Source organism: Bradyrhizobium sp. 33ap4, assembly GCF_032654765.1.
Classification (GTDB): Bacteria; Pseudomonadota; Alphaproteobacteria; order Rhizobiales; family Xanthobacteraceae; genus Bradyrhizobium; species Bradyrhizobium australafricanum.
The window spans coordinates 1-25,501 of sequence record NZ_JAUMTJ010000051.1; the positions used below are offsets into that span (position 1 = coordinate 1).

Genomic DNA, 25,501 nt, shown 5'->3' on the forward strand with positions numbered 1-25,501 from the left:
GAAGCAAGTGCCCGGCGAGTGGATGACGCGAAAAGGGATTGACTAACCAAGGCCCGTTACAGAAGCCCGGATGCAGCGAAGCGTAATCCGGGATAGACTGCGACGGAACGACGGACCGGCCCCGGATTTCGCTTGCGCTTCATCCGGGCTACGGGTCTGGATAGACCTTTCTTCCCTTCTCCCCTTGTGGGAGAAGGTGTCGCGGACAAAGTCCGCGACGGATGAGGGGTCTCTATCCGCGGAGACAGACCCCTCACCCGTCCGCGATGCCTTGCATCGCGTCCACCCTCTCCCACAAGGGGAGAGGGGAAGAAATGCGGGGTGCACTCCATGCAGTTCTTCTCGTTCTGGCGCTCGCTGGCGAGCTTTCGGGTGCGGATTGCGCTCAGCCTCAAGGGCGTGGCCGCCGACGTCGTCTTCGTCGATCTCGATGCGGACGCGCATCGCACCGATGCCTATCGCAAGATCAATCCGCAGATGGCGCTGCCGGCGCTGGTGACCGACGACGGCACGGTGCTGTTCCAGTCGCTCGCGATCATCAACTGGCTCGACGAGACCTACCCGAGCCCGCCGCTGCTGCCGGCAGATGCGCTCGGCCGCGCCCGGGTGCGCGGGCTGGCGCTGATCGTCGCCTGCGAGGGCCATCCGCTGCTGACGCCGCGGGTGCGGCGCTATCTCGACCGCGAGCTCGATCTGCGCGACAGCCAGCAGAACGCGTGGCGGCGGCACTGGACGGTCGAGACGCTGGCGGCGCTCGAGGGGCACCTCGCCGGCCACAAGGCGACCGGCCGGTTCTGTCACGGCGATGCGCCCACCCTTGCCGACATCTGCCTGGTCGGCCATGTCACGGCGGCGATCAACCAGCAGATCAGCCTGTCGCCCTGGCCGACCGTGAAGCGCATCCACGAGACCGCCATGGCGCTGCCGGCGTTCGCCAAGGCGCATCCGTCCGCGCAACCGGATACACCGGAAGCGATGCGGGCGAAGTAGTTTGCGGACGCGCTGCAAAGGACAGGCAGAGGCGCAAACGTGTGCGCGGTTCTCTCGATCGTCGTCCCGGCGAAGGCCGGGACCCATACTCCGCGGCGGATGTTGTGGATGGGACTCGTCGTTGCAGCACTGCTCAACAATGACCATCGGTGGTTCTGGGTCCCTGCTTTCGCAGTGACGACACCGAATGTGTGGCGTCGTCTGTGACACACTTCCGCGTTCTCGCGACATGATTTGTCCGAGCTTTGTCTTTTGCTCCGCCCTCTCTTGAACGGAGGGCGCAGGGAAAGCCGGGTGCCGATCGCACCCATGGGCCCCGAGCAATGAGTAGAAAGAGGAAGCCTGCAGGGCGTGCTCACCTCACGCTCGCCATGTTCCGACCGATGCGATCCCTGACCGTCTGCGCGATCGCCGCCGGCGCTTCGTCGGGGATCGCGAAGCACGAGCTCGCGTTGATCTCGCAGAGCACGTAGGTGTCGGCGCCATCAGCATCGCGTGGACCGTAGAGGAAATCGGCATCCCAGATCACCGGCAGCGACGTCTCATCGATCGTCAGCGCGGCCATCATTTGCGGGATCCATTCGTCCTCCATCAACCTTCGCAGTGCCTGGAATTGCGGCGCATCGGGGCCGTGCATGATGCGCGGTCCGGGTTGGGCTTCCGGAGAATCCGGGCCTTGCGGGGGCGGCGGGATCAGGGCCTTGATCAATTGGTGCCCGAAGCCTGCGACCTTCGCTGCGCTGACATAGCAACGGATCATGCCCTCGGGCAGGCGCGGCTGGAAAGCCTGATCGATGATGCAGCCGCCCCAGCCGAAATAATGCTCGCAGCGCGCCATGAAGTCTGCCAGCGGCATCTCCTCCGGCTGGCTGCCGCGCAGCGCATGCAGCACGCGAATCGTCGCGTCGGTCTTTGGCACGGTTTCCACCTTCCAGACGCCCTGCCCGCCATTACCGCGGTTCTGTTTGAGCACGCGCGGACCACCCGCGCGCAAGCGCGAGGGAAATTCGGCGCGGAACGCATCGACCGTCGCGTATCGATGGGTGTCGGCGCCCCAGCCGAGGTGTCGCGTCCGGTACAGCACGTCCTTGACGCCCATCTTGAGGATGACGTCGGGATGCGCGCTGACCCATGGTCCCGCCGCCGCGACCTCGCGCAGCAGCGGATCGAGGGCGGCGCGCGTCTTGCCCTGATGGATCGGATCGACCCAGACCAGAACGCCGTCCATCGTCAGCAATTGGTCGCGAACGGCATCGGCGAATGTCTCGTCATAGACGACGGGAACGGCCGCGATGCCCGAAGCGGCGAGCGCTTCGAAGACGCGGACGAAACGGCTGTTTTGTGGGGTCGCCTCCCGGCGGGACGCGGCGTCGCCACGCGACAGGATGGCGATTTTGCAACGACGATTTTCGGAACGAAGACGTGTGTGTGGTTGGGTGTCCATGTGAAAGCTCCACGACGGTGAGTGTCGCGCAGAGCTTGGACCGAGGTCTCACGGGGAGTCTGCCTTGTCCCCTTGGGGCAAATCTAGACCACCGCGCGCAGGTTTCAAGATGGAAGTGGGGCGAAGCGGATCAGGCCACGATCCCGGATCACGCCGTGATCCCGGATCAGGCCGTGATCCCGTGCAACCCGAGCCAGCCCGTGTAGAGGCCGACGAGCACGATCAGCGCGGCCGACACGTAGGGGGCGCGATGGGCAAAGCGGCTGAAACCGGCCCAATGACGTTCGACATGACGCAGGCTGAGCGCGGCCGCAACACCGGCAGAGACCATGGTGAGCGCAAGCCCGATGCCGAAGCAAAGCACCAGCACGAAGCCGAGGCTGAACTGCTTGAGCTGGAGACAGAGCAGCAGCACGGTGATCGCCGCCGGACACGGAATCAGCCCGCCGGTCAGGCCGAACAGGATAATCTGCCATGTCGTGACGGTGCGTCCGGCAAAGCGCTTGCGGATGTCGGCGGCGTGCGCGCGCGCATGCGCGTCGTCCTCGTCGCCGAGATTCATGTGCGCATGGTCATGCTCCTCGAACAGGACTTCCACCATGTCCGCGCGCACCGAGACGCGCGCCTTGAAGGCATGCGGCTCCGGAATTTCGTCGATGCTTTCCAGATAGCCGTCCCTGTCGGCGAAGCGAAAGCGTTGCTCGCTGCCGTCGGGGCGGATCGTCACGACGTCAACGTCGCCGGCCGCCGGCAGCGCTCCGGCCTCGCTTCGCAACCGCCAGCGCGGCGGCACGCCGTCCTCGAAGACCTCGAGCGACAGCGATTGTCCGGCCAGGACCAGCTGGCGCGTTTCGTCGTGATGATGGTGATGATCGTGTTCGGCAGCCTGCTCGCGCCAGGTGCGCCAGGCCATCCAGGCCGCGATCGCGATGATGATCACCGCCGAGGCCAGTTGCAGCCAGGCTTCGCTGCGTTCTCCGGACCATTGCTGGCCGAAGTGAAGCCCGGCGAGCGCGACCAGCCAGACGATGGCGGTGTGCGAGATCGTCGCCGCCACGCCGAGCAGCGCCGCCTGCACCACCGTGCCGCGGATCGCGATGATGAAGGCCGCCATCATCGTCTTGGAGTGGCCGGGCTCGAGCCCGTGCAACGCGCCGAGCAGGATCGCACTGGGCACGAACAGCCATGCATGGGCACTGCTCTGCTGGAGCAGCTGAGACAGGTCGGTCATGGCGCTCACTTCAAATAGGTACGAACGACGTCGATCAGGTCCGCGGCGCCCTGCGCCTTCTCGGGATCCTTTTCCCGGGCAGGATCCACGACGTGGTGGCGGATGTGATCCTCGAGCAATTCCGCGGTTAGCCCGTTGATGGCGCCGCGGACCGAGGCCACCAGCATCAGCACGTCGGCACAACCAATCTCGGACTCCAGTGCGCGCTCGACGGCCTCCAGCTGGCCCTTGATGCGGCGAACCCGGCCGACGAGCTTGGACTTGTGCTTGATGGTATGCGACATGAAAGTAATATAGGGGGGTATCCTATATCGGTCAACCATGCTGGCGGCCAACCGGGGCGCGCATCGAGACATGGCGGCGGGATGTCAGCGGCGGGCGTCAGCCCATGCTGCCAGGCATGAAGCAGCGCGCCTTCGGATGACCATCTATGTAATAGGGCCACACGATGGGTCGGCCGGACAGGTTCGGCCCTGGCACGACGGCTTCGTTGGGTACGTCAACCCACTCGCCATCGATGCGCACCCGATAATGGCCGTTCCTGGTTTCCCAGTCGACGTCGTCGATGTGCTGCGCATCCGTGCCATCGCAGCAGGGACCCTTGCTGCTATGCAAGCCCTCATACCAACCATTCAATTCGGGGTGCTGGTGATCGTGGGCGAGAGCGCCGCCGGTTGTTGTGATGAGCAGCATAACGAGGGCAACAGGCGTCGCATGCCAACAATGACTGTCCATCAATCGGCATTGCTCCAATGAATGCAGGCGGGAGCGCGACACGTTCGCGGTGTCGGCATCTACCTGAGTTGGTCCCTGCCACCGCGCAACTCGGCAGCGAATTGTATGTTCCTATTCGCAACTCGCCGGAGATGGAGAGGTGAGCCATCGGCGCGAGCCCACGGATGTTCGTTCCATGCTGCGCGATGAAGTTTTCGTGACTGTCGATCGGCGATTGCTGCGGGATTTGGCAAAGTCAGGTTGACAGCCCGGAGATCAGGGTTTTTGATGTGGCTACGGGGATGTGCGATCTCCCCGCGAGGCGACATGCCCAAGAATCGCGTCCTGTCACCAAGGGCGCACCATGTCGTCATACACATCGATCTCATCAGAAAAATTGTCCCGTCTCATCGGTACGGCGAAGGCGCCGACGCTCGTCGACGTTCGTCTCGATGAAGATTTCGCTGCCGATCCGCGCCTGATTCCGGGCGCGGTCCGCTATTCCCATCTCGACGTCCAGGACTGGGCTTCCCGTTTCACCGGGCAGTCCGTGGTCGTGGTCTGCCAGAAGGGACAGAAGCTTTCCGAAGGCACCGCCGCCTGGCTGCGCTGCAGCAACATCGCGGCCGAGATTCTCGAGGGCGGCCACCTCGGCTGGCGGGAAGCGGAGCTACCGACCGTTCCCGCCGACAAGATTCCGAAACGCGACGGGCGGGGCCGCACCGTCTGGGTGACGCGATCGCGGCCGAAGATCGACCGCATCGCCTGTCCATGGCTGATCCGCCGCTTCGTCGATCCCGCGGCCGTGTTCCTGTTCGTCACATCGGCGGAGGTCGAGGCGGTCGCCGAACGGTTCGACGCCACGCCGTTCGACATCGAGAACGTGTTCTGGAGCCATCGCGGCGAGCTCTGCACCTTCGACGTGATGGTCAAGGAATTCGGCCTCGCGACGCCGGCGCTGGAGCGGCTCGCGACGATGGTGCGGGCGGCCGATACCGCGCGGCTCGAGCTTTCGCCGGAGGCGCCCGGGCTGCTCGCCGCCTCGCTCGGCCTGTCGCGCATGTTCGACGACGACCTCGAGCAGTTGAGCGCCGGGCTGCTGCTCTACGACGCCTTCCACCGATGGTGCCGCGACGCGACCAAGGAGACGCACAACTGGCCGACCAGCAAGGTGAAGCCATGACCGACGTCGCAACGACAGCGAAAGCGCGCGGGCATGAACCCGCGCACGGCATCTCCTTCAACGAGGCGCTGCTGGTCTGGATACGCGTCGCCATCCTGAGCTTTGGCGGACCGGCCGGCCAGATCGCGGTGATGCATCGCATCCTGGTCGAGGAGAAGAACTGGATATCCGAGGGGCGTTTCCTGCACGCCCTCAATTACTGCATGCTGCTGCCGGGGCCGGAGGCGCAGCAGCTGGCGACCTATATCGGCTGGCTGCTGCATCGGACGCTCGGCGGCATCGTGGCCGGCGGGTTGTTCATCCTGCCCGGCATCTTCGCCATCATGGGCCTCAGCTATATCTACGCGGCGTATGGCAATGTCGGGTTTGTCGAAGCGCTGTTCTTCGGCCTGAAGGCCGCGGTGCTCGCCATCGTCATCCAGGCCGTGGTGCGGGTCGGCAAGCGCGCGCTGCGCAACCGGGTGATGATCGCGCTCGCGGCGATCGCCTTTGTCGCGATCTTCTTCTTCGCCGTGCCGTTTCCGCTGATCATCGGCGCCGCCGCGGTCACAGGGCTGGTCGGCGCACGTCTCGGCCGGAGCGAATTTGCGGCGATCGAGCATGGCGGCAAGAATTCCGCCGTGATCGACAGCATGCTCGGTGAAGCGGTGCCGGACCATGTCCGTCCCAACGCATCGCGCACTTTGCGGGTCGGCGCCATCTGGCTCGCGCTCTGGCTGGTGCCGGTGTTCGCCCTGCTGATTGCGCTCGGGCCCGGCGACGTGTTCACCCAGATCGCGATCTTCTTCAGCAAGATGGCGATGGTGACGTTCGGCGGCGCCTACGCCGTGCTCGCCTATGTCGCGCAACAGGCCGCCGACTATTATCATTGGGTCAGCCCGCGCGAGATGCTGGACGGACTCGGCATGGCCGAGACCACGCCCGGACCGCTGATCATGGTGGTGCAGTTCGTGGGCTTCATGGCCGCGTTCCGCGAAGCAAGCGGGCTGTCGCCGATGTTGGCCGCCACCCTCGGCGGGTTGCTCGCGACCTGGGTGACGTTCACGCCGTGCTTCCTGTGGATCTTCGTCGGGGCGCCCTACATCGAGGCGCTGCGCGGCAACAAGGCGCTGGCGGGCGCGCTTTCGGCGATCACCGCCGCCGTGGTCGGCGTGATCCTCAATCTGTCGATCTGGTTCGCGCTGCACACGCTGTTCCGGCAAACATTCCCGGTGCACGGGCTAGGCCTGTCGTTCGACGCGCCGGTGCCTGCCAGCCTCGACTGGCCAGCGATGGCGCTGTCGATCGCCGCCGCGATCGCGATCTTCCGCTTCAATGCGGGGATGCTCAGCGTCCTCGCCGCCTCCTGCATCACGGGCGTACTGCTGCGCCTTGTCGGCATCATCTGAGCGGAACGGCGCGCAGCTTGAGAACCTGGGGCAGCACAACACAACCAGGAGAACAACCATGCAGACACGACGACTCTCCCATTCGATTCTCGCCCTGACGATCGCGGGCGCGGTCATGCCGGCCCATGCCCTGACGCAGGACGAACTCGTCGCAAAACTTCGCGCCGCCGGCTACGCCGAGATCAGCGAGGTCAAGTCGACGGCCGAAGGCACGACGGCGAAGGCGATGAAGAACGGCAAGCCGGTGCGGCTCGTGATCGACAGCAGCGGCCAGGTCAAGGAGCGGGACTGAGTGCCCGCGCGCGCGAAAGCCGTCAACTAATCGATGGAGTGATAATCATGATGAGAGCAATTGTGGCCCTGTGCATGGCGGTGCTGGGGCCGGGCGCAACCCTGGCAGCGCCGGCCGCCCTCGATGAGCGGCAGGACGCGGCCGTTACAATGCAAGCGGCGATGGTCCACCCGCAAGCGAGCGAGACGCTGCGCGGCGTCGTCGATCGCGTCGATGAACGCAACGACACGCTGCTGATCCGGTTATCTCCGGACCGGACCGAACCGTTCAAGGTCCAGGACGGCCTGATCTTCAATGCCGTCCGCTTCGGCGATCCCGTCGAAATCGCGGTGCAGAACATCGCCGGGTTCCGCACCATTGTCGGGCTCTCGAAGCAATAGAGCCACGATCCGAAGCATCGAAAGAGGTTCAAGGGAGCAATCCAATGCGACATACGATTTCGGCGCTGATCGGCGTCGGTGCCTGCCTCTTCGCCACCGGCGGGAGCGCGCAAAAGATCGACTGGCAAGTGTTCACCGAGCCGTTCGTCTCGTCGGCACATGCGCAGGCGATCGATTGGCAGAAGGTCGACGACATGCTGGGCAGAAAGCCCGCGGTCACCGGTGACGTGCATCGCTACGGCTTTCCGCGGAGCGATCTGACGGTGACGCTCGACGGCATCACCATCAAGCCGGCGCTGGCGCTCGGCGGCTGGGTCGCCTTCAAACCCATGCACGACGACGTCATGGCGATGGGCGACCTGGTGCTGCTCGAATCCGAAATCAACCCCGTCATGCTGAAGATGATCGGCAACGGCCTGCAGATCACGGCCGTGCACAACCATTTGCTCGGCGCGAGCCCGGCCACCTTCTACATGCACGTCGCCGGTCACGGCGACCCGGTCAAGATCGCCGCCGCGATCCGGGATGGCCTCGCCGAAAGCAAGACGCCGCTCAAGGCCGCGGCGCCGGCCGCGCCGCCGCCGGCCATCGATCTCGATACTGCACAGCTCGATCAGATCATCGGCGTCAAGGGCCAGGCCAATGGCGGCGTCTATCAGTTCAACGTGCCCCGTCGCGATCCGATCACCGAACAGGGCATGGCGTTAAGCCCGGTTGGCCCGATGGGCGTCGCCATCGGCATCAACTTCCAACCGACCGGCGGCGGCAAGGCGGCGATCACCGGCGATTTCGTGCTGACAAATGACGAGGTCAACCCCGTCATCATGGCGTTGCGGACGCACGGCATCGACGTCACCGCGCTGCACAGCCACATGCTGGACGAACAGCCGCGCCTGTTCTTCATGCATTTCTGGGCCAATGACGACGCCGTCAAGCTCGCCAAGGGCCTGCGTGCCGCGCTCGATAAGACGGCCACGACAAAAAGTTGACCCTGGTCTCGGAGGGATCAACGATGCGAAGCCTCACGGTCATGTCCATGTGGCGCACGCTGCTCAGGAGTGCCCACGTGATGCTGCGCATTGCCGCCGCGGCGCTTGCGATCGCGCTGACATCGGCTCGGCCGGCGCCGGCGGACGATGGCAAGATCGTTGTCTTTGTCTGCCTGCACGGCGTGGTGAACAGCCAGATGGCGGCGGCCTATTTCAACAAGGCTGCCCAGGAGCGCGGATCGCGGATAAGGGCGGTCTCACGCGGCATCGACCTTTATCGGTCGGTGCCGGTCAAGGTGCAGGACGGCCTTGCACTCGATGGTCTGGAGGCGGCCAATACGCCGCAACAGCTGACCATCGACGACATGGCCGCGGCAGACCAGGTGGTGGCGTTCGATCAGATCCCCGCCGAGCGGCACGGACGGGCCGACGTGACCTACTGGTCCGGCATTCCCCTGGGTATCGATGATTATGAGTCGGCCCGGGATCAGATCGTCCGGCGCATCGACGCCCTCATTCCGACGCTGGCAGCGGCAACTGAACCGGCAGGAGACAAAACTCCCCTTCAGCTCGAAACGAAGATCCCGCTCGGCGATGTCCGCGGTCGGATCGATCACCTGGCGGTCGACCTGAAGCGGCAGCGACTGTTCGTGGCCGAGCTCGGCAATGACAGCGTCGGCGTCGTCGATCTGGCTGCGCGCAGTTTGCTTCGAACCATCACCGGATTGAGCGAACCCCAAGGCGTCGGCTATGAGCCGTCGACCGACACCCTCTACGTCGCCAACGCCCGCGACGGGTCGGTGCAGCTGTACGAAGCCAACGAGTACAGGGCGACCGGGCGAATCGAACTCGGCAGCGACGCCGACAATATCCGGGTCGACGCGGCGGCCAAGCGCGTCATCGTCGGCTATGGCGATGGTGGCCTGGCAGTCGTCGACCCATCCACCCGGACAAAGGTTCGGAGCCTACTCCTTAAGGCACATCCGGAAAGCTTCCAGCTTCAGCCCGATAGTGGGCGCATCTTTGTCAATCTGCCTGACGCGCGAGCCGTCGCGGTGGTGGACGTTGCTTCCGGGAAACAACTCACCAGCTGGCCGTTGGACAAGGGCGGTAATTTCGCGATGGCCATCGATCACGAACGAAGTCGCGTTCTCCTGGCGTATCGCAGCCCAGCCGAGCTTGCAGCCTTTTCGACCGACGGCAAGGCGATTGCGGCCACCGGCACTTGCGGCGATGCCGACGACCTCTTTGTAGATGCAAAGCGCGGACGCATCTATGTGAGCTGCGGCGGTGGATATGTCGACGTTTTTGAGATTGATGGAGCGGCCTATCGACTGATCGCGCGCTTGCCGACAGCGACGGGCGCGCGAACGTCGCTCTTTGTGCCGGAGATGGATCGTTTGTTTGTTGCGGTCCGCGCGGGACCCGCGGGACCGGCGGCAATCTGGGTGTTCAAGCCAATGCCTTGAGATCGACTTTGTGGGGAGACGGCGCATGTGCAAACGTAGCCGGGGCTTTCGCAGCTGCTCGATGGGCCTTGCGCCGAGCTTCATGGTCGCCTTGGGACTGAATGCGTGGTCTGCCCCCGCCTCGGCCTATCGCCCCTTCGATGGCACCGATGCCGCCGTTGCCAAGAAGGGGGAGATGGAGGTCGAGCTGCAGCCGGCGGGACGTTTGCGCGACGAGAGCGGAACAAGCCTGATCGCGCCGGCCTGGGTTCTCAACTACGGTCTGAGCGAGGATTGGGAAGCCGTCTTCGAAGGCCAGGGACAAACGTCGCTTTCTCCGCCCGGCCCAACCAGCCTGACCGCAGCCGGGGCGTTCCTCAAACACGTGGTCGTACCCGGTAGCCTGCAGGACAAGACCGGTCCGAGCATTGCGACCGAATTTGGCGTTCTTCTTCCTGACAGTACCGGCAATTCGGTCGTTGGCGTAAGCTTGGCCGGCATTGTCTCGCAGCGCTGGGATTGGGGCACCATTCACTTGAATGCCGAGACCGCCATCACCCGCGACCATCATGGCGACGTGTTCGTGGGTGCCATCGTCGAGGGGCCGATGACGTGGACGGTGCGCCCCGTCGCCGAGATATTCTACGAGAACGAGTTCGGCAAAGAGGAGACGTTCTCGGGGCTGGTCGGGCTGATCTATCGTGTGCGCGACGACCTCAGCTTCGACATCGCGGTTCGGCATGCGCTCACAGGTGGCCATCCGGTGAACGAGACACGTGCGGGTTTGACCTTCGGCTTTCCGCTTTCCTTCTTCGAAGGTCACGCCATGCGCCAGGCGCAGCCAATTCCGCCTCGATAGCTACTGGCGGTCCCGGCTCTCTGGATGGGCGCGCCAATCGCGGCCGACCGTTTGATGTTCGTCGGGGGTGGATGCCTGGCCGGTGTGGTCCTTCTCGCCGCCTTGAGCCTTCCAGTCGCGCCCGATCTTGACGTCCTCGGCGCGACTGCGATCCTGCTCGCGGGTTTGCTCCGACTGCTGAGGCGGCTGGGCCTGTTGGACAGGCGTGGACTGCGCTCTTGCATCGCTTCCGGCGAATGCGAAGGTCATTGCCACTACGGAGATGAACGCAACCGATGTAGAATTTTTCATGGTGTTGTCCCTTCCTCTTGCTCTGCACTAACGCTCCGTCATCGCCTTTGTTCGGAAACAACCGGGCTTTTGGCTGCACGTGGCGGTCGGAACCGGATGCTCTGCACGCGAACCGTGACGGTCAATATTTCGGCCGGTGCGAAGTGGCCCATTTGCGCGCGTGTTCGATCGGAACGCGCTCAACGGCCGCGCGAACTTTCTGCGTTGCGGGCAGATTGTCCATGCGTTCCCGCCAGCGGCAGAATGCCGGGAATTTCGGATACATCGACTGCCCTTCGGCGGTGAGGCTGAAGGCGAACGTGCTCGGCAGCAGATAGAAATCCGCAATCGAGAGCTCGCCCCCAAGCAAAAAATCCTTGCCGTGCGCAAGCTGGCGCTCGGCCACCGCAAGCCCGGTCTCGACCTTGGGTAGCGCGTGTGCCACGACCTTCTCGTCGGGGGCAATGCCGAGCTCCGGGAAAACCAGACGCTCATGCGTCACGTGATAGATCATGTAGGGGTAGTAATAGTTGTTAACAGCGCTGATCCACTGGTTCATGTGCGCCCGCGCCTTGATGTCTTTCGGCGTCAGCGACACGCCGCCAAAGGCTTCGTCGACATAAGCGACAATCGCACTCGTCTCGTAGACGGTGAGATCGCCGTGTTTCAGAATTGGGACACGGTTAAACGGGTGCAGCGCCAGGTGATCGGGCTTGCCCATGACCGGTTCAAGGTCGTGGAATTGGTAAGCTACGTCCTTGTGCGTCAGGATCAAGCGGACGATGTTGACAAAACTGCTGCGTGGGAAACCGTAGACGATCGGATCGGACATCCGTTTTCTCCTTTCTGATTTGGTCTCAGCGCCAGAACGGCTTGGAGGCCTCGCGCAGCGCCTGCTCGCGCGTCAGGCCGAGATCGCAAAGCAGATGCGGGTCGTCGGCGATCGCGCGAAGCGCGATGCGCTGAAACGGCCGGTCAAGCAAGCTCCACCATACGGGGCGCGGAGCGCCAGGCGACCTTCCTGAGCTGAATTGATGAAGTGGTGTGGCCGGGTCGGCGGCGGGCACCGGCGGGATCGACCGAGATGTATCGGTTAAAAGGACGGACACGACAGGCTCCAAATCGCTTGAAATGCTTCACTGGAGCTGTTCAATAATAGTGCGGGGCGGTTTCCCGCAAAGCATCGTTTCTCGTGCCTGCCCTAATTTTTCTCATGAAGTTGTGCGATGCGCCCACGCCTGCCGCCGCTCAATGCCCTGAAGGCCTTCGAGGCGGCCGCGCGCCATGAGAGTTTTACGCGCGCGGCCGAAGAGCTTTGCGTCACGCAGGGCGCGGTCAGCCATCAAGTGAAAGCGCTGGAAGCGGAGCTCGCGATAAAGCTGTTCAACCGCGAGCGCCAGCGCCTGATCATCACCGAGGCCGGGCGCGACTATCTCGCTGTCGTGCGCGACGCGCTCGACCGCATCGCCATCGGCACCGAGCGGCTATTGCAGCGGCAGAATACCGGTGTGCTGACCGTATCAACGTCACCGGACTTTGCCGCGAAATGGCTCGTGCACCGGCTCGGCCACTTTGTTGAGGCGCATAGCGGCATCGACCTGCGCGTCTCCGCCACGCTGCACCACGTCGACTTCGCGCGCGAGGAAGTGGATCTCGCGGTGCGCCATGGCGACGGCAACTGGCCGGGGCTTGACGCGGTGCGGCTGAGCCCGGAGCGGCTATTTGCCGTGTGCAGCCCAAAGCTATTGTCCAGCAAGCGACGCCTGAGCAACCCCGCTGACATCCTGAAATTTCCGCTGATCCATATGGACAGTCGCGCCGACTGGAAGAACTGGCTTGAGGAAGCGGGACTTGACGATGCTGCCGCCACGCATGGCCCGGTCCTCAATCGCGCCAGCATGGTGATTGATGCCGCCATCAATGGGCAAGGCATTGCGCTCGCGCGCACCACGCTGGCGGCGTGGGACCTCATCAACGGCCATCTGGCGCGGCCGTTTCCGCAGTCGCTGCCATTGTCGAAGACCTACTGGATCCTCTGTCCGAAGGCGACCGCAAACCTGCCGAAAATCGTGACGTTTCGCGATTGGTTGCTCTCGGAGGCCGCAAGCGACCTGCGCCGACTTAGAAAGCTCGGCGGAACCTCTCATCGACTGAAGTGAGTGCCGGCAGGCTTCCAAATACAGGGAACGGCCCTGCGGCCCTCGGGATTGTCGTGGGACGGACCACCCACCATGCATGGAGCCCGATCATTGCTGCAGCTGTACAGGTCGGCGACCCCCGATTGGCGGAGCATCGGCGCCGAAGTGCCGCCCGAGGTCATCTGGATCGATCTGCTCGATCCTACGGAAGACGAAAAGCAGTTCGTCGAGCGCGCGCTCGACATCCGCGTCCCGTCCGAGCGATCGTTGAGCGAGATCGAGGCGTCGAGCCGCCTGATCACCGATCATGACCGGCTCTATCTGAGCTCGCCGGCGGTGCGGCTCGACGACAACAATGAAGCCGAGATCACCAATATCGGCTTCGTGATCGGCCCAAAGGTGCTGGTCACGGTGCGGTTCGCGCAGCTGACCACGTTCGACGACGTCATGAAGCGGATCGGCACCGACAAGAGCCTGCAAAACGGCATGTGCGTGTTCACCGCGCTGCTCGAGGCCATGATCGATCGCGGCGCCGACGTGCTGGAGCAGCTCGGCGCCAAGACCGACAGGCTGTCGCGGGGCGTCTTCAAGGGCGGCCTGGTGCGGAGCAAGCGTCCGGTGCGCTCCAGCCGCAGGTTGCGCGAGGCGCTGGAGAACATCGGCGAGCTCGCCGATCGCCTGGCGAAGGCGCGCGACGTGCTGCTCGGCGTCGGCCGGGTCGCGAGCTTCGCCGACGACGTCGGCAATGAATGGATCACGTCGGCATCGAAGCGCCGGCTCGAGGCCGTCACCAAGGACGTCGCCTCGCTCGGCGACTACGAGACCCGGCTGTCGGACAAGATCCAGCTGCTGCTGGACGCCGTGCTCGGCTTCATCAACATCCAGCAGAACGACCTGTTCAAGATCCTGACCATCGTGTCGGTGGTCGGCGTTCCCCCGACCATCCTGGTCGGGGTCTGGGGTATGAATTTCAAGGAGATGCCGGAGCTGAGCTGGACCTTCGGCTATCCCTTGGCCTGGGCCGCGATCATCGCCAGCGGCATCCTGCCGGTGCTCTGGTTCAAGCGGCACGGCTGGTTCGATTAAAACAAGCGAAGTTGAAACGCCGCCGCGTTATCCGCGTTGAGAACCTGCCTGCGCGTCTATTAATCTGAAGCTGCCCCACCCGCCCCTGTGGCGCGGTCATCCCCCACCGAAGAGTTCAGCCTATGCGCCCCCACATCATCTGCCACATGGGCACGTCGATCGACGGCCGGCTTCATCCCAGCCGCTTCACCAAGGCCGCCGCCGGCATCCCGGCCGACGTGCTGCGCGGCCACTACGAACGGATCCATGACGGCTTCGATGCCGATGGATGGATCATCGGCCGCGTCACCATGAACGAGATGGCCAAGGGAGCCGAGCGGCATATCGCCAACCCACTGAGGCTGCCGCGCGAGGCGCATCTCGGCAACCGTAGCGGCCGCAAGCTTGCTGTCGGCATCGATCCGTCGGGCCGCGTGCATTTCGGCAAGGACAATGTCGGCGGCGATCACGCCGTCGCGGTGCTCGGCGAACAGGTATCCGATGCGCATCTCGCCGAACTGCGCGAGGACGGTGCGTCCTACATCTTTGCAGGCACCAAGGGCGACGATCTGCCGGGCGCGATGGCGCAGCTGGCGTCGCTGTTCGGCGCCAGGACGCTGCTGCTCGAAGGCGGCGGCGGGATCAACGGCGCCTTCCTCAAGCATGGGCTGATCGACGAATTCAGCACATTGATCTTTCCGGCGGTCGACGGCGTCGCCGGCTCGCAAAGCATCGTCGACTATCACGGCCCCGACGGCGACCGCCCCGGCGCCGGACAATCGCTCCGGCTCACTCATTGCGAGACACTGGAAGGCGGCATGGTCTGGCTGCGTCACGCGGTGGAGCGCGCGCCGGATTAAGCGCGCCTATGGCTTGGGATTCTCCACCCAGCCGGTCCGGCATGCAGCAACGAAAAACGCGACGCCGCGCGCGACATGGGCGTCGATCTCGGGATCGAGCGCCTTCAGGTCGACCTCAAACAGCGCCCGGAGCAGCATCGGCACCGCGATGATGTCGAGGAACATCCGCGCCGTGGTCGGCAGGTGTTCGGGCGCGAAGGCCGGCAGCTTGCCGAGCTGGTCGGATTGCGTCAGGTCGCGCAGCAGGTGAATGCCGAGCTCGGTGCTGAGCGCGCGCGCCCTGCGGTCGACGTTGGCGGCGAGATCCGGGAAGCGGTGCGCTTCCGCGATGGCGAGCCGCATCAGGCCGATCCGGTCGGCATCGAAGCCCCAATGCAACAGGGTCGAGGCAACGCTGGTGAGGCGCTCCTCGATGGTCGCGCCGACCGGCGGATCGGCCTTGAACTCGGCGATGCGTGCCAGGATGTCCCGCGTCACCACTTCCGTGAACAGCGCCCGCTTGTCGCGGAAGCGCGCATAAATCGTCCGCTTGCCGGAGCGCGCGACTTCCGCGATCTCGTCGATGCTCGCGCCCTCGAACCCGCGCTGCAGGAAGACCTGGCGCGCGGCATCGAGAATCCGCGCATCAACCTCGCCGGCGAGTTCCTTCGGCGGCCGGCCGGCGCGCACCTCGACCGGCCTGGTTTTCGGTACGCGCGGCTTCTTCAGGGTGCTGGTGGTCATCGCATCGACCCGGGTTCGATGGGCCGGTCAGGCCGGCAATATCAGGCAATATAGCCTTATCACATCTGGTTGTAAATAGAACGATACAGTTCCGTTTCTATTGACGACGCACTGCGGCGGGACTATTTGCCGCATAGAACGGAACGGTTTCGTTCCTTTTGGCGAAGGCCTTGCAGACCTCGCCTGACAGCAGGAGCCGCCATCATGTTTGAAGACACTGTTTTGGAGCGCGACCAACCGGGGCATGAGGGTATCGAGGGGGCGTCCTCGGCTCCGGCCTCCCATGAGCCTGACCGGCCCTCGGTCACCGCACGAGCTCCGGCGCAGGAGCATCCCGCGGGCAAGCAGCCCGCCCCGCCGGCAACAATCCCGCTGGGGGTCATCGGCAAGGCAGCACGGCCCAGCTTTCTCCGCCGCCGTCCGGTCGTCTCCGCGATCGGCGCCGTGCTGCTCGCCGCAGCCATTGGCGGCGGCTATCTCTACATGGACTACAGCGCGCATTTCGAATCCACCGACGACGCCTTCATCGCCGCGCGTCAGTCGGCGCTGGCGCCGAAGGTCTCCGGCTACATCACAGCCGTCCCGGTCACCGACAACCAGCATGTCGCGGCCGGCGACGTGATCGCCCGGCTCGACGACCGCGACTATCGCGTCGCGCTGGCGCAGGCCGAGGCGCAGGTCGCTGCCGTGCGCGCCAGCATCGAGAATGTCGATGCGCAGCTCGACGTGCAGCAGGCGCAGATTGCTGCCAACCAGGCGCAGGTCGACCAGGCGCAGGCGGCGCTGGTGTTCGCCCAGCAGCAGGCGACGCGCTACCAGCATCTGGAGCAATCCGGCTACGGCACCGTGCAGAATTCCGAGCAGTTCACCTCGCAGCTGCATCAGCAGCAGGCTGCGCTGTTGAGCGCGCAGGCGACGCTCAACCTCGCGCAGCGCCAGGTCGAGTCGCTGAAGGCGCAGCGCAAGAGCGCGGTCGCCAACCTCGCCCAGGCCGAGGCGCAACGCGACCAGGCCAAGCTCAATCTGTCCTATACGACGGTCACCGCCGCCCAGACGGGCCGCGTCGTCAGCCTGTCGGCCGCGGTCGGCCAGTTCGCGCAGGCCGGCACCAACCTCACGATGTTCGTGCCCGACCAGACCTGGGTCACCGCGAACTTCAAGGAGATCCAGCTCGACAAGATGCGGCCGGGCGAGAAGGTGACGATGAAGATCGACGCCTATCCCGGACGCACCATCCAGGGCCATGTCGAGAGCGTGCAGCCGGGCTCCGGCACCGCATTCTCGCTGCTGCCGGCGCAGAACGCCACCGGCAACTACGTCAAGATCGTGCAGCGCGTGCCGGTGAAGATCGTGATGGACAACCCGCCGGCCGACGTCGCGCTCGGCCCGGGCATGTCCGTGGTGCCGACGGTGCGGATCAATCCCGCGCCGTCCCTGTTCGAGCGCCTTGAGAAGTCGAGCCTCGGGAGGCTGTGATGAGTGTCGCCGCCATCGATGCCAAAGGCATTCCGGCTCCGAGCGTCACCGTCAATCCCTGGCTGATCGCCATCGTGGTCGCGCTCGCGAGCTTCATGGAGGTGCTCGACACCACCATCGCCAACGTCGCGCTGCCCTATATCGCCGGCGGCATGGGCGTGAGCGAGGACGAGGCCTCCTGGGTGGTCACCACCTATCTGGTGTCCAACGCCATCATCCTGACCGCCTCCGGCTTTCTCGCCCGCACGCTCGGGCGCAAGACCTTCTTCCTGATCTGCCTCGGCATCTTCACGGTCAGCTCGATCCTGTGCGGTTTTGCACCCAATCTGAACGCGCTGCTGCTGTTCCGTATCCTGCAGGGTCTCGGCGGCGGCGGCATGGTGCCGGTTGCGCAATCGATTCTCGCCGACGCCTTCCCGCCGGCCAAGCGCGGGCAGGCGTTCGCGGTGTTCGGCATTGCCGTCGTGGTGGCGCCGGTGGTCGGGCCGACGCTCGGCGGCTGGCTGTCCGACAACCTCTCCTGGCACTGGTGCTTCCTGATCAACGCGCCGGTCGGCGTGTTCGCGATCGCGCTGATCGCGACCGTGCTGCAGGAGCCCGCGACCGCGAAAGCCAAGGGAGCGCAGCCCCAGGACAACAGGTTCGACTTCATCGGCTTCGGGCTGGTCGCGACCTTCCTCGGCGCGCTCGAGGTGGTGCTCGACCGCGGCCTCGAGGACGACTGGTTCGCCTCGCCCTTCATCATCGCCTTTGCAGCGATCTGCGCCGCGGCGTTCGTGCTGATGATCCCGTGGGAGATGACCCGGCGCAATCCGATGATCGACCTGCGCATGGTCGCAACCCGGCAGTTCGGCGCCTGCTTCCTGGTGATGCTGGCAACCGGCGCCATCCTGCTCGCCACCACGCAATTCTTGCCGCAACTGGTGCAGCAGGATTTCGGCTACACCGCGACCTGGGCCGGCCTCGTGCTCTCGCCCGGCGGCGTCGTCACCATGATGATGATGTTCGCGGTCGGCCGGCTCGCCGCCAGGGTGCAGCCGAAATACCTGATCGTTGCCGGCGCGCTGGTGATCGCCACCTCGATGTACAGCATGACCAACGTCTACGGCGATCTCGGCTTCTGGTTCATGGCGCGCTCGCGCATGCTGATCGGCGTCGGCCTGCCGCTGATCTTCGTGCCGATCATGGCGGCGTCCTATGACGGCATTCCCGCTGGGAAGACCGACCAGGCCTCCGCGCTGATCAACGCGGCGCGCAACACCGGCGGCTCGATCGGCGTCTCGATCGTGTCCAACGTGCTGACGCATCGCCAGCAATTCCACCAGAGCCGGCTGGTCGAGCAGGTGACGCCGTCGAGCCCGCAATACCAGGACACGCTGCACCAGGTCACCGACTTCTTCGTCGCCCAGGGCAGTTCGCTGGCGCAGGCGCACAGTCAGGCGATCCAGTGGATCGGACAGCAGGTGCAGACCCAGGCCTCGTTCCTGTCCTACATGGATGCGTTCTGGGTCCTGATGCTTATCTCGCTGTCGGCGATCCCGCTGGCGCTGACCTTGCGCAAGGTCAAGCTCGGCGGCTCCGCCCCCATGGGTCATTGATCCCGGCGCGGGCATGGATGCGTTACGGCAGAATGCAAGCGTGGCGCGGCCGCGCTATCGACCGGACAGGTTCGCGCGCCACGCGCGGGCCTTCGCGGTCGTCTCCTCGACGAAACGCGTTTTGCCGTTGCGATAGGCCGCGATGTCCTCTCTCGAGGAGGCAGCAAGGGCCTGCTTGATCTCGGCGTAGGCACGGGACACCTCGGGGTGCGCGCGAAGATAGTCGCGAAACACCAGCAGCGTTTCCCAGCGCGGATTGGATGGCTCCATCACATGCAGATGATGGGTCCACGGCCCCGGAGGACCCTTGCGGAAGAACAACTCGCCAGGCAGCCACGCCGCGTATTCCGGTATGTAGGTGCAACCGAGCGCCTCGATCGGCTCGATGCAGCGCTCCCGTGCCTCCGCGAGGCTGGGGACACCGACCATCAGGTCGATGATCGGCTTCGACGCCAAGCCCGGAACCGCGGTGCTGCCGACATGCTCGATGGCCAGGGCCTGCGAGCCGAGCGCGTGCGCGATCCTCGCGCGCTCCGTCTCGAACATGGCTGGCCAGTTGGGGTCATAGTCCAGGACAACGATTGGCCCGGCGCCGTATTTCTCCATGGCACACCCTGATTGCTTGCCGCGAAGTCCCCTTCGCGAGTCAATCAAACCATGATGGGGCTAGGTTCGACCAGAGGCACGCTGCCGGTGGCCGCGCCACCACAGGCCGAAGGCGATCGTGACCGCAGCGGCCAGCGAGAACCACGTGATGGCGTACTGCATGTGGTCGTCCTTGAGCCGCACCTTGAGCGGTCCGGGCTTCGGCGTGCCGCTGTCGGGCACCGGCGCCTCGAGGTCGATATAGATCGGTGCGACCTGGCCCCAGCCGAGCGCCTGCGCCATCGCGCGATGGTCGCGCACGAACCACAGCCGCTTCGAGATATCTTCCTTCGGCGTCAGCCGGCCCGGTGGCTCGGGAAAGCGGATATAGCCCGTGAGCTCAACCGGCGCGCCGGTGACGAGGCGGCCGACGACGCGGTCCTCGAAGGCACGATCCTGCATCGTGTTCTGGACAAAGCCGGTGTTGATCACGACGGTCTCGCCGCTGGCGAGCTTCGCCGGCAGCAACGCCCAGGTGCCGGGACCCGAAATGTCGTCGCGCACGGCGGAGCCGGAGCTGAACACCATCGCGTCAGGCTGCTTCGCATAGGTCGCGGTCAGGGTCACGCGGCGGAATTCATCCTTGGCGGAGGTCAGCGTCGGCCATGCCGACGGCGGCGGCAGCGCCTCGGTCGGCGCGGCCAGCCGCGCCTCGAGCGCTGCGATCAGCGCGTGCTTCTCGACCCGGCGCTGCAATTGCCAGAAACCGAGGGCGATAAACACCGCGATCAGGATCAACGTGAAAATGCCGAAGCCGGCCGCGCTCGGCCGGCGCGTCGTCACATCATTCATTTCGGGTCGCGCTCGATCAATTGGCCTTCGGCGGCCTTGTGGTGGAATTGCAGCGCGATCAGAAGTGCCTTCATCGATCGTAGCGGCAGGATCGTGGTAACCAGGATCAATGGCAGCCACAGCGCGGCATGCACCCAGAACGGCGGCTGGTACTTCACCTCGACGATCAGCGCCGCCGCGACCACGATGGCGCCGGCCAGCATGATCACGAAGATCGCCGGCCCGTCGCCGGAATCGATGAAGGCGAAGTCGAGGCCGCAGGCCTGGCAGCGCGGCGCCAGCGTCAGGAAGCCGGAATAGAGCTTGCCCTTGCCGCAGCGCGGGCAGCGGCAGGCGATGCCGCGCAATGCGCTCTCAGTGACGGTCGGCGGGGTATCGGTCATTTGGCTCCTTCCCCTCTCCCCTTGTGGGAGAGGGTGGCGAAATCGAGCGGAGCGAGATGTAGCCGGGTGAGGGGTCTGTCTCCGCGGATGGAGACCCCTCATCCGGCGCGGATTACATCCGCACCACCTTCTCCCACAAGGGGAGAAGGGAAACAAAAAGGGGCGGCCATTCGGCCGCCCCCTCTTAGCACGTCGGCCGGCAATTAGTGTGCGCCGTGGGCCATCGTCTCGGCGCCATGGCCCCAGACGTAGATGCAGATGAACAGGAACAGCCAGACCACGTCGACGAAGTGCCAGTACCAGGCGGCAAACTCGAAGCCGAGGTGCTGCTTCGGCGTGAAGTGGCCGGCATAGGCGCGGATCAGGCAGACCAGCAGGAAGATGGTGCCGACCAGCACGTGGAAACCGTGGAACCCGGTCGCCATGAAGAAGGTCGCGCCATAGACGTTGCCGCCGAACGAGAACGTCGCATGGGCGTACTCATAGGCCTGCACGCAGGTGAAGAGAGCGCCGAGGATCACGGTGAGGATCAGGCCCTGCTTGAGGCCCTGGCGGTCGTTCTCGAGCAGCGCATGGTGCGCCCAAGTGACCGTGGTGCCGGAGGTCAGGAGCAGCAGCGTGTTGAGCAGCGGCAGATGCCAGGGATCGAAGGTCTCGATGCCGTGCGGCGGCCAGGTACCGGGAACGGAGCAGGCGCCCATCGCCGTGCCGGCGCCGCAGCCGAACACCGCATCGCGGGTGGCATGCACCGCGTCAGCCGGGAACAGCGCCGCATTGAAGAAGGCCCAGAACCAGGCAACGAAGAACATCACCTCGGAGGCGATGAACAGGATCATGCCGTAGCGGTGGCTGATCTGCACCACGCGGGTGTGGTCGCCCTTGTACTGGGCTTCCTTGATCACGTCGCCCCACCAGCTCGCCATCGTGTAGAGCACGCCGATGGTGCCGACGCCGAACACGATCGGGGCGGCGGAGAACATGTGGTGCATCCAGCCGATCGCGCCGAACGCCATGATGAAGGCCGAGATCGAGCCGACCACCGGCCACGGGCTCGGGTCGACGAGATGATAGTCGTGATGCTTGACTTGCGCCTCAGCCATTGCCGTCTCTCCATTCGCGTGCCGCAAGGCACGTCTTAAATCTTAAATTCCAAAACTAGCCGCCCTTGCGCTGTTCCGCCTCGCCCGCCGCCACGGGCTTCGGCGCGGCGTCGCGCACGGGGAAGAAGGTGTAGGACAGGGTGATCGTCTTCAGCGTGTCGTTCTCGCTGTCCTTGGCCAGCGCCGGATCGACATAGAACACCACGGCCATCTCGCGCTTTTCGCCCGGCGCCATGGTCTGTTCGGTGAAGCAGAAGCAGTTGATCTTCTGGAAATAGGCGCCGACCGTCAGCGGCGCGACATTGTAGGACGCCTGGCCGGTGGTGGTGCGCGCCGACTGGTTGGTGACGGTGTAGTAGACCGTGACCACCTGGCCGATCTTGACGTCGATCGTGTTCTGCTCCGGCTCGAACTTCCAGGGCAGGCCCGGCGCGACGTTGGAATCGAAGCTGACCGAAATGGTCCGCGCGAGCGGCGCATCCGAAGGCACCGAGGTCGCGACCTGGGTGGTGCCGTTGAAGCCGGTGGTGCGGCAGAACCAGTTGTAGAACGGCACGGCGGCGTAGGACGCGCCGACCATCAGCACCACGACGAAGCCGCAGATCGAGGCAACCACGGCGTCGCGCGTCAGCGTGCGGCGCGTGACCTTGGCGCCCTCACCCTGCTGCGGTCCCTGGTTGGCCATCTCACTCACAGCGGCCGCACCAGCACGGCCGGCCCCTTGACGAGGGTGACGGCGAAGAACAGCACGACCAGGATGCCGAGCGCGAGCGCGATGGCGATCGAGCGCTGGCGGCGGCTCTTGAGCTGCGCCTCGGTGAGGACGATGCCTTCTGGTTCGCGTTTCTCGTCCATTGATATCCCATGCGCCCCCATCTCGCCCCCCGGCTCCCTATCCGATGAAGACAGGCGCAATCGCGCGGACCACGACCTCGGCGAGGAGGACGGCAAACAGCGCGAACAGATAGAGGATCGAGAAGGCAAACAGCCGGCGCGTGGCGCGGTTGGCAGCCGTACCCTCGCGGCGGCGATAGACTTCGATGGCCAGCCACAGCATGCCGGCGCCGAGCACCAGCGAGGTGACGCCGTAGATCGCGTCGAAATAGCCGAGCGGCCACGGCGCCATCGCGATCGCGACCAGCACGATGGTGTAGAGCAGAATCTGCAGCCGGGTCGCGTCGGGACCGGCGACGACCGGCAGCATCGGGATGCCGGCGCGGGCATAGTCGTCGCTGCGGAACAGCGCCAGCGCCCAGAAGTGCGGCGGAGTCCAGAAGAAGATGATCAGGAACAAGAGGATCGGCTCGACCGAGAGCGATCCGGTCGCGGCGGCCCAAGCCACCACCGGCGGCAAGGCACCGGCGGCGCCGCCGATCACGATGTTCTGCGCGGTCCAGCGCTTCAGCCACATCGTGTAGACCACGGCATAGAAGAAGATGGTGAAGGCAAGCAGCGCACCCGCCACCCAGTTGACCAGAATGCCGAGTGTCATCACCGAGAAGAAGGCGAGCGTGATGCCGAACGCGGCCGCCTCGGTCTGCGTGATGCGGCCGCGCGGAATCGGCCGGTTGGCGGTGCGCGTCATCAGCGCGTCGACGTCGCCCTCATAGGCCATGTTGAGCGCGCCGGAGGCGCCGGCGCCAACCGCGATGCACAGGATCGAGGTGAATACCAGCACCGGATGCACGTGCACCGGCGCGATCATCAGCCCGACCAGCGCGGTGAAGATCACCAGCGACATCACGCGCGGCTTCAACAGCGCGATGTAGTCGCCCACTTCGGCCTCGGAGATCCGGGGCAGCTCGATGGCGTTGTGATCGACAACCGACAAGATCAGGTCTCGCTTCTCTCAAAAGGCGCGGCGCACCCTTAAAGTGCGCCGCGTTGTCGTGGACTTACTGCACGCGGGGCAGCACTTCGAACTGGTGGAATGGCGGCGGCGAGGTCAGCGTCCACTCCAGCGTGGTCGCACCGGCGCCCCACGGATTGTTCGCGGCCTGCTCCTTGCGGACGAAGGCATCGATCACGCCGTAGATGAAGATCAGGACGCCGATGCCGGAGATGTACGAGCCCCAGGAGGAGATCAGGTTCCAGCCGGCGAACGCATCCGGATAGTCGACATAACGGCGCGGCATGCCCGACAGGCCGAGGAAGTGCTGCGGGAAGAACACCAGGTTGACGCCGACGAAGGTAAACCAGAAGTGCGCCTTGGCGATCCGCTCCGAGTACATGTAGCCGAACATCTTCGGGAACCAGTAGTACCAGCCGGCGAAGATGCCGAACACGGCGCCGAGCGACAGCACGTAGTGGAAGTGCGCCACCACGTAGTAGGTGTCCTGCAGCACGCGGTCGACGCCGGCATTGGCCAGCACGACGCCGGTGACGCCGCCGACGGTGAACAGGAAGATGAAGCCGATCGCCCAGATCATCGGCGCCTTGAACTCGATCGAGCCGCCCCACATCGTGGCGATCCACGAGAAGATCTTCACGCCGGTCGGCACCGCGATCACCATCGTGGCGGCGACGAAATAGGCCTGCGTCGCCGAGGACATGCCGACGGTGTACATGTGGTGCGCCCACACCACGAAGCCGATGCCGCCGATCGCCACCATGGCGTAGGCCATGCCGAGATAGCCGAACACGGGCTTGCGCGAGAAGGTGGAGACGATCTGGCTGATCATGCCGAAGGCGGGCAGGATCAGGATGTACACTTCGGGGTGACCGAAGAACCAGAACAGATGCTGGAACAGCACCGGGTCGCCGCCGCCGTCAGCCGCAAAGAAGGTGGTGCCGAAATTGCGGTCGGTCAGCAGCATGGTGATCGCACCGGCGAGCACCGGCAGCGACAGCAGCAGCAGGAACACGGTGACCAGGATCGACCACACGAACAGCGGCATCTTGTGCAGGGTCATGCCCGGCGCGCGCATGTTGAAGATCGTGGTGATGAAGTTGATGGCGCCGAGGATCGACGAGGCACCCGCGAGATGGAGCGAGAGAATCGCGAAATCGACCGCCGGTCCCGGATGGCCCGAGGTCGACAGTGGCGCATACATGGTCCAGCCCGCGCCGACGCCGTTGGCGCCCGGCTCACCCTCGACGAAGGTGGACATCACCAGCAGCGCGAACGAGGCCGGCAGCAGCCAGAACGAGATGTTGTTCATGCGCGGGAACGCCATGTCCGGCGCGCCGATCATCAGCGGCACCATCCAGTTGCCGAAGCCGCCGATCATCGCCGGCATGACCATGAAGAAGATCATGATCAGGCCGTGCGAGGTCACGAACACGTTATAGGTGTGCGTCTCGTGGAATATCTGGACGCCCGGATACATCAACTCGGCACGGATCGCGATCGACATCGCCGCGCCGATGATGCCCGCGATCACCGCAAAGATCAGGTACATCGTACCGATGTCCTTGTGGTTCGTGGAGTAGAGATAACGCCGCCATCCGGTCGGATGGTGGGCGTGATCGTCATGGGCGTGATCGTCGTGTGTCGCTGCGCCTGTCGCCATGTTCAAAATCCTGCCTTGCAG

General features: G+C 64.8%; 29 protein-coding genes. 13 read left to right on the top strand and 16 right to left on the bottom strand.

Annotation, left to right across the window (positions count from 1 at the left end):
- The first annotated feature begins 330 nt into the window (after positions 1-330).
- Complete coding sequence (gene maiA, locus Q2M23_RS31595) at positions 331-990, top strand: maleylacetoacetate isomerase (RefSeq protein WP_316398134.1); 660 nt, start codon at positions 331-333, stop codon at positions 988-990.
- Between the two features lie 355 nt (positions 991-1,345).
- On the opposite strand, the gene Q2M23_RS31600 is transcribed toward maiA, so the two are convergent.
- From Q2M23_RS31600 to Q2M23_RS31615, 4 genes are all read right to left on the bottom strand, one after another.
- Complete coding sequence (locus tag Q2M23_RS31600; RefSeq protein ID WP_316398135.1) at positions 1,346-2,434, bottom strand: Cj0069 family protein; 1,089 nt, start codon at positions 2,432-2,434, stop codon at positions 1,346-1,348.
- A gap of 166 nt (positions 2,435-2,600) precedes the next feature.
- A complete protein-coding gene (locus Q2M23_RS31605) occupies positions 2,601-3,665 on the bottom strand; it encodes a nickel/cobalt efflux transporter (RefSeq protein WP_229191810.1) in 1,065 nt (354 codons plus the stop codon).
- 5 nt (positions 3,666-3,670) lie between these two features.
- The gene (locus Q2M23_RS31610; RefSeq protein ID WP_016847064.1) at positions 3,671-3,949 is read right to left on the bottom strand and encodes a metal/formaldehyde-sensitive transcriptional repressor; all 279 of its coding nucleotides are present in this window, start codon (positions 3,947-3,949) and stop codon (positions 3,671-3,673) included.
- A 97-nt stretch (positions 3,950-4,046) separates the two neighbouring features.
- Positions 4,047-4,358, bottom strand: coding sequence for a hypothetical protein (locus Q2M23_RS31615; RefSeq protein WP_028334652.1), 312 nt, complete (start codon positions 4,356-4,358; stop codon positions 4,047-4,049).
- A gap of 385 nt (positions 4,359-4,743) precedes the next feature.
- On the opposite strand from Q2M23_RS31615, the gene Q2M23_RS31620 reads away from it, so the two are divergent.
- The 7 genes from Q2M23_RS31620 (at position 4,744) to Q2M23_RS31650 (ending at position 10,918) form a co-directional block, all read left to right on the top strand.
- Complete coding sequence (locus tag Q2M23_RS31620; RefSeq protein ID WP_168858821.1) at positions 4,744-5,562, top strand: chromate resistance protein ChrB domain-containing protein; 819 nt, start codon at positions 4,744-4,746, stop codon at positions 5,560-5,562.
- Entirely contained in the window at positions 5,559-6,950 is a 1,392-nt protein-coding gene (gene chrA, locus Q2M23_RS31625; RefSeq protein WP_316398136.1) for a chromate efflux transporter, read from the top strand. The genes Q2M23_RS31620 and chrA overlap by 4 nt, the downstream gene beginning before the upstream one ends.
- A 58-nt stretch (positions 6,951-7,008) precedes the next feature.
- Positions 7,009-7,242, top strand: coding sequence for a hypothetical protein (locus tag Q2M23_RS31630; RefSeq protein WP_316398137.1), 234 nt, complete (start codon positions 7,009-7,011; stop codon positions 7,240-7,242).
- 74 nt (positions 7,243-7,316) lie between these two features.
- On the top strand, positions 7,317-7,622 hold the full coding sequence (locus Q2M23_RS31635) for a hypothetical protein (RefSeq protein WP_057016094.1): 306 nt from the start codon (positions 7,317-7,319) through the stop codon (positions 7,620-7,622).
- Between the two features lie 44 nt (positions 7,623-7,666).
- Positions 7,667-8,611, top strand: a complete 945-nt coding sequence (locus tag Q2M23_RS31640; RefSeq protein ID WP_057016093.1) for a DUF1259 domain-containing protein — start codon at positions 7,667-7,669, stop codon at positions 8,609-8,611.
- 23 nt (positions 8,612-8,634) lie between these two features.
- Complete coding sequence (locus Q2M23_RS31645) at positions 8,635-10,080, top strand: hypothetical protein (protein WP_316398138.1); 1,446 nt, start codon at positions 8,635-8,637, stop codon at positions 10,078-10,080.
- Positions 10,081-10,141: 61 nt separating this feature from the next.
- Entirely contained in the window at positions 10,142-10,918 is a 777-nt protein-coding gene (locus Q2M23_RS31650; RefSeq protein ID WP_316398139.1) for a hypothetical protein, read from the top strand.
- Here the strand turns inward: Q2M23_RS31650 and Q2M23_RS31655 are convergent, their stop codons facing one another.
- From Q2M23_RS31655 to Q2M23_RS31665, 3 genes are all read right to left on the bottom strand, one after another.
- Positions 10,919-11,209: a hypothetical protein gene (locus Q2M23_RS31655; RefSeq protein ID WP_076832327.1), complete on the bottom strand. Its 291-nt coding sequence runs from the start codon at positions 11,207-11,209 to the stop codon at positions 10,919-10,921. It lies immediately after the preceding gene.
- Between the two features lie 121 nt (positions 11,210-11,330).
- The gene (locus tag Q2M23_RS31660; protein WP_076832330.1) at positions 11,331-12,020 is read right to left on the bottom strand and encodes a glutathione S-transferase family protein; all 690 of its coding nucleotides are present in this window, start codon (positions 12,018-12,020) and stop codon (positions 11,331-11,333) included.
- 25 nt (positions 12,021-12,045) lie between these two features.
- Positions 12,046-12,171 carry a hypothetical protein gene (locus Q2M23_RS31665; RefSeq protein ID WP_256521239.1) on the bottom strand — a complete coding sequence of 42 codons (126 nt, stop codon included), beginning with the start codon at positions 12,169-12,171 and terminating at the stop codon, positions 12,046-12,048.
- A 243-nt stretch (positions 12,172-12,414) separates the two neighbouring features.
- Between Q2M23_RS31665 and Q2M23_RS31670 the strand changes: the two genes are divergently transcribed.
- The 3 genes from Q2M23_RS31670 to Q2M23_RS31680 all read left to right on the top strand — a co-directional run bounded on the left by Q2M23_RS31670 (position 12,415) and on the right by Q2M23_RS31680 (position 15,251).
- Complete coding sequence (locus Q2M23_RS31670) at positions 12,415-13,347, top strand: transcriptional regulator GcvA (RefSeq protein ID WP_057016090.1); 933 nt, start codon at positions 12,415-12,417, stop codon at positions 13,345-13,347.
- A 90-nt stretch (positions 13,348-13,437) separates the two neighbouring features.
- Complete coding sequence (locus tag Q2M23_RS31675) at positions 13,438-14,412, top strand: magnesium transporter CorA family protein (RefSeq protein WP_316398140.1); 975 nt, start codon at positions 13,438-13,440, stop codon at positions 14,410-14,412.
- A 122-nt stretch (positions 14,413-14,534) separates the two neighbouring features.
- Positions 14,535-15,251: a dihydrofolate reductase family protein gene (locus tag Q2M23_RS31680; protein ID WP_310882032.1), complete on the top strand. Its 717-nt coding sequence runs from the start codon at positions 14,535-14,537 to the stop codon at positions 15,249-15,251.
- A 6-nt stretch (positions 15,252-15,257) separates the two neighbouring features.
- Here the strand turns inward: Q2M23_RS31680 and Q2M23_RS31685 are convergent, their stop codons facing one another.
- A complete protein-coding gene (locus Q2M23_RS31685; RefSeq protein WP_316398141.1) occupies positions 15,258-15,974 on the bottom strand; it encodes a TetR/AcrR family transcriptional regulator in 717 nt (238 codons plus the stop codon).
- A 204-nt stretch (positions 15,975-16,178) separates the two neighbouring features.
- On the opposite strand from Q2M23_RS31685, the gene Q2M23_RS31690 reads away from it, so the two are divergent.
- Together Q2M23_RS31690 and Q2M23_RS31695 are read left to right on the top strand one after the other, a co-directional pair.
- Positions 16,179-17,450, top strand: a complete 1,272-nt coding sequence (locus Q2M23_RS31690; protein ID WP_410469797.1) for an HlyD family secretion protein — start codon at positions 16,179-16,181, stop codon at positions 17,448-17,450.
- Entirely contained in the window at positions 17,450-19,048 is a 1,599-nt protein-coding gene (locus tag Q2M23_RS31695) for a DHA2 family efflux MFS transporter permease subunit (RefSeq protein ID WP_316398142.1), read from the top strand. Before Q2M23_RS31690 ends, Q2M23_RS31695 begins: the two co-directional genes overlap by 1 nt.
- A 54-nt stretch (positions 19,049-19,102) precedes the next feature.
- On the opposite strand, the gene Q2M23_RS31700 is transcribed toward Q2M23_RS31695, so the two are convergent.
- The 8 genes from Q2M23_RS31700 to ctaD all read right to left on the bottom strand — a co-directional run bounded on the left by Q2M23_RS31700 (position 19,103) and on the right by ctaD (position 25,480).
- Positions 19,103-19,654, bottom strand: a complete 552-nt coding sequence (locus tag Q2M23_RS31700; protein ID WP_316398143.1) for a GrpB family protein — start codon at positions 19,652-19,654, stop codon at positions 19,103-19,105.
- A gap of 60 nt (positions 19,655-19,714) precedes the next feature.
- A complete protein-coding gene (locus tag Q2M23_RS31705) occupies positions 19,715-20,485 on the bottom strand; it encodes an SURF1 family protein (RefSeq protein ID WP_316398144.1) in 771 nt (256 codons plus the stop codon).
- On the bottom strand, positions 20,482-20,868 hold the full coding sequence (locus tag Q2M23_RS31710) for a DUF983 domain-containing protein (protein ID WP_026191934.1): 387 nt from the start codon (positions 20,866-20,868) through the stop codon (positions 20,482-20,484). The genes Q2M23_RS31705 and Q2M23_RS31710 overlap by 4 nt, the downstream gene beginning before the upstream one ends.
- A gap of 203 nt (positions 20,869-21,071) precedes the next feature.
- Positions 21,072-21,968: a cytochrome c oxidase subunit 3 gene (locus Q2M23_RS31715; protein ID WP_057016083.1), complete on the bottom strand. Its 897-nt coding sequence runs from the start codon at positions 21,966-21,968 to the stop codon at positions 21,072-21,074.
- A gap of 55 nt (positions 21,969-22,023) precedes the next feature.
- Positions 22,024-22,653, bottom strand: coding sequence for a cytochrome c oxidase assembly protein (locus tag Q2M23_RS31720; protein WP_057016082.1), 630 nt, complete (start codon positions 22,651-22,653; stop codon positions 22,024-22,026).
- 5 nt (positions 22,654-22,658) lie between these two features.
- Positions 22,659-22,823 carry a hypothetical protein gene (locus tag Q2M23_RS31725; protein ID WP_028334632.1) on the bottom strand — a complete coding sequence of 55 codons (165 nt, stop codon included), beginning with the start codon at positions 22,821-22,823 and terminating at the stop codon, positions 22,659-22,661.
- A 37-nt stretch (positions 22,824-22,860) separates the two neighbouring features.
- Positions 22,861-23,799, bottom strand: coding sequence for a heme o synthase (locus tag Q2M23_RS31730; protein ID WP_316398145.1), 939 nt, complete (start codon positions 23,797-23,799; stop codon positions 22,861-22,863).
- 64 nt (positions 23,800-23,863) lie between these two features.
- Complete coding sequence (gene ctaD / locus Q2M23_RS31735) at positions 23,864-25,480, bottom strand: cytochrome c oxidase subunit I (protein ID WP_057016079.1); 1,617 nt, start codon at positions 25,478-25,480, stop codon at positions 23,864-23,866.
- Positions 25,481-25,501: the final 21 nt, after the last annotated feature.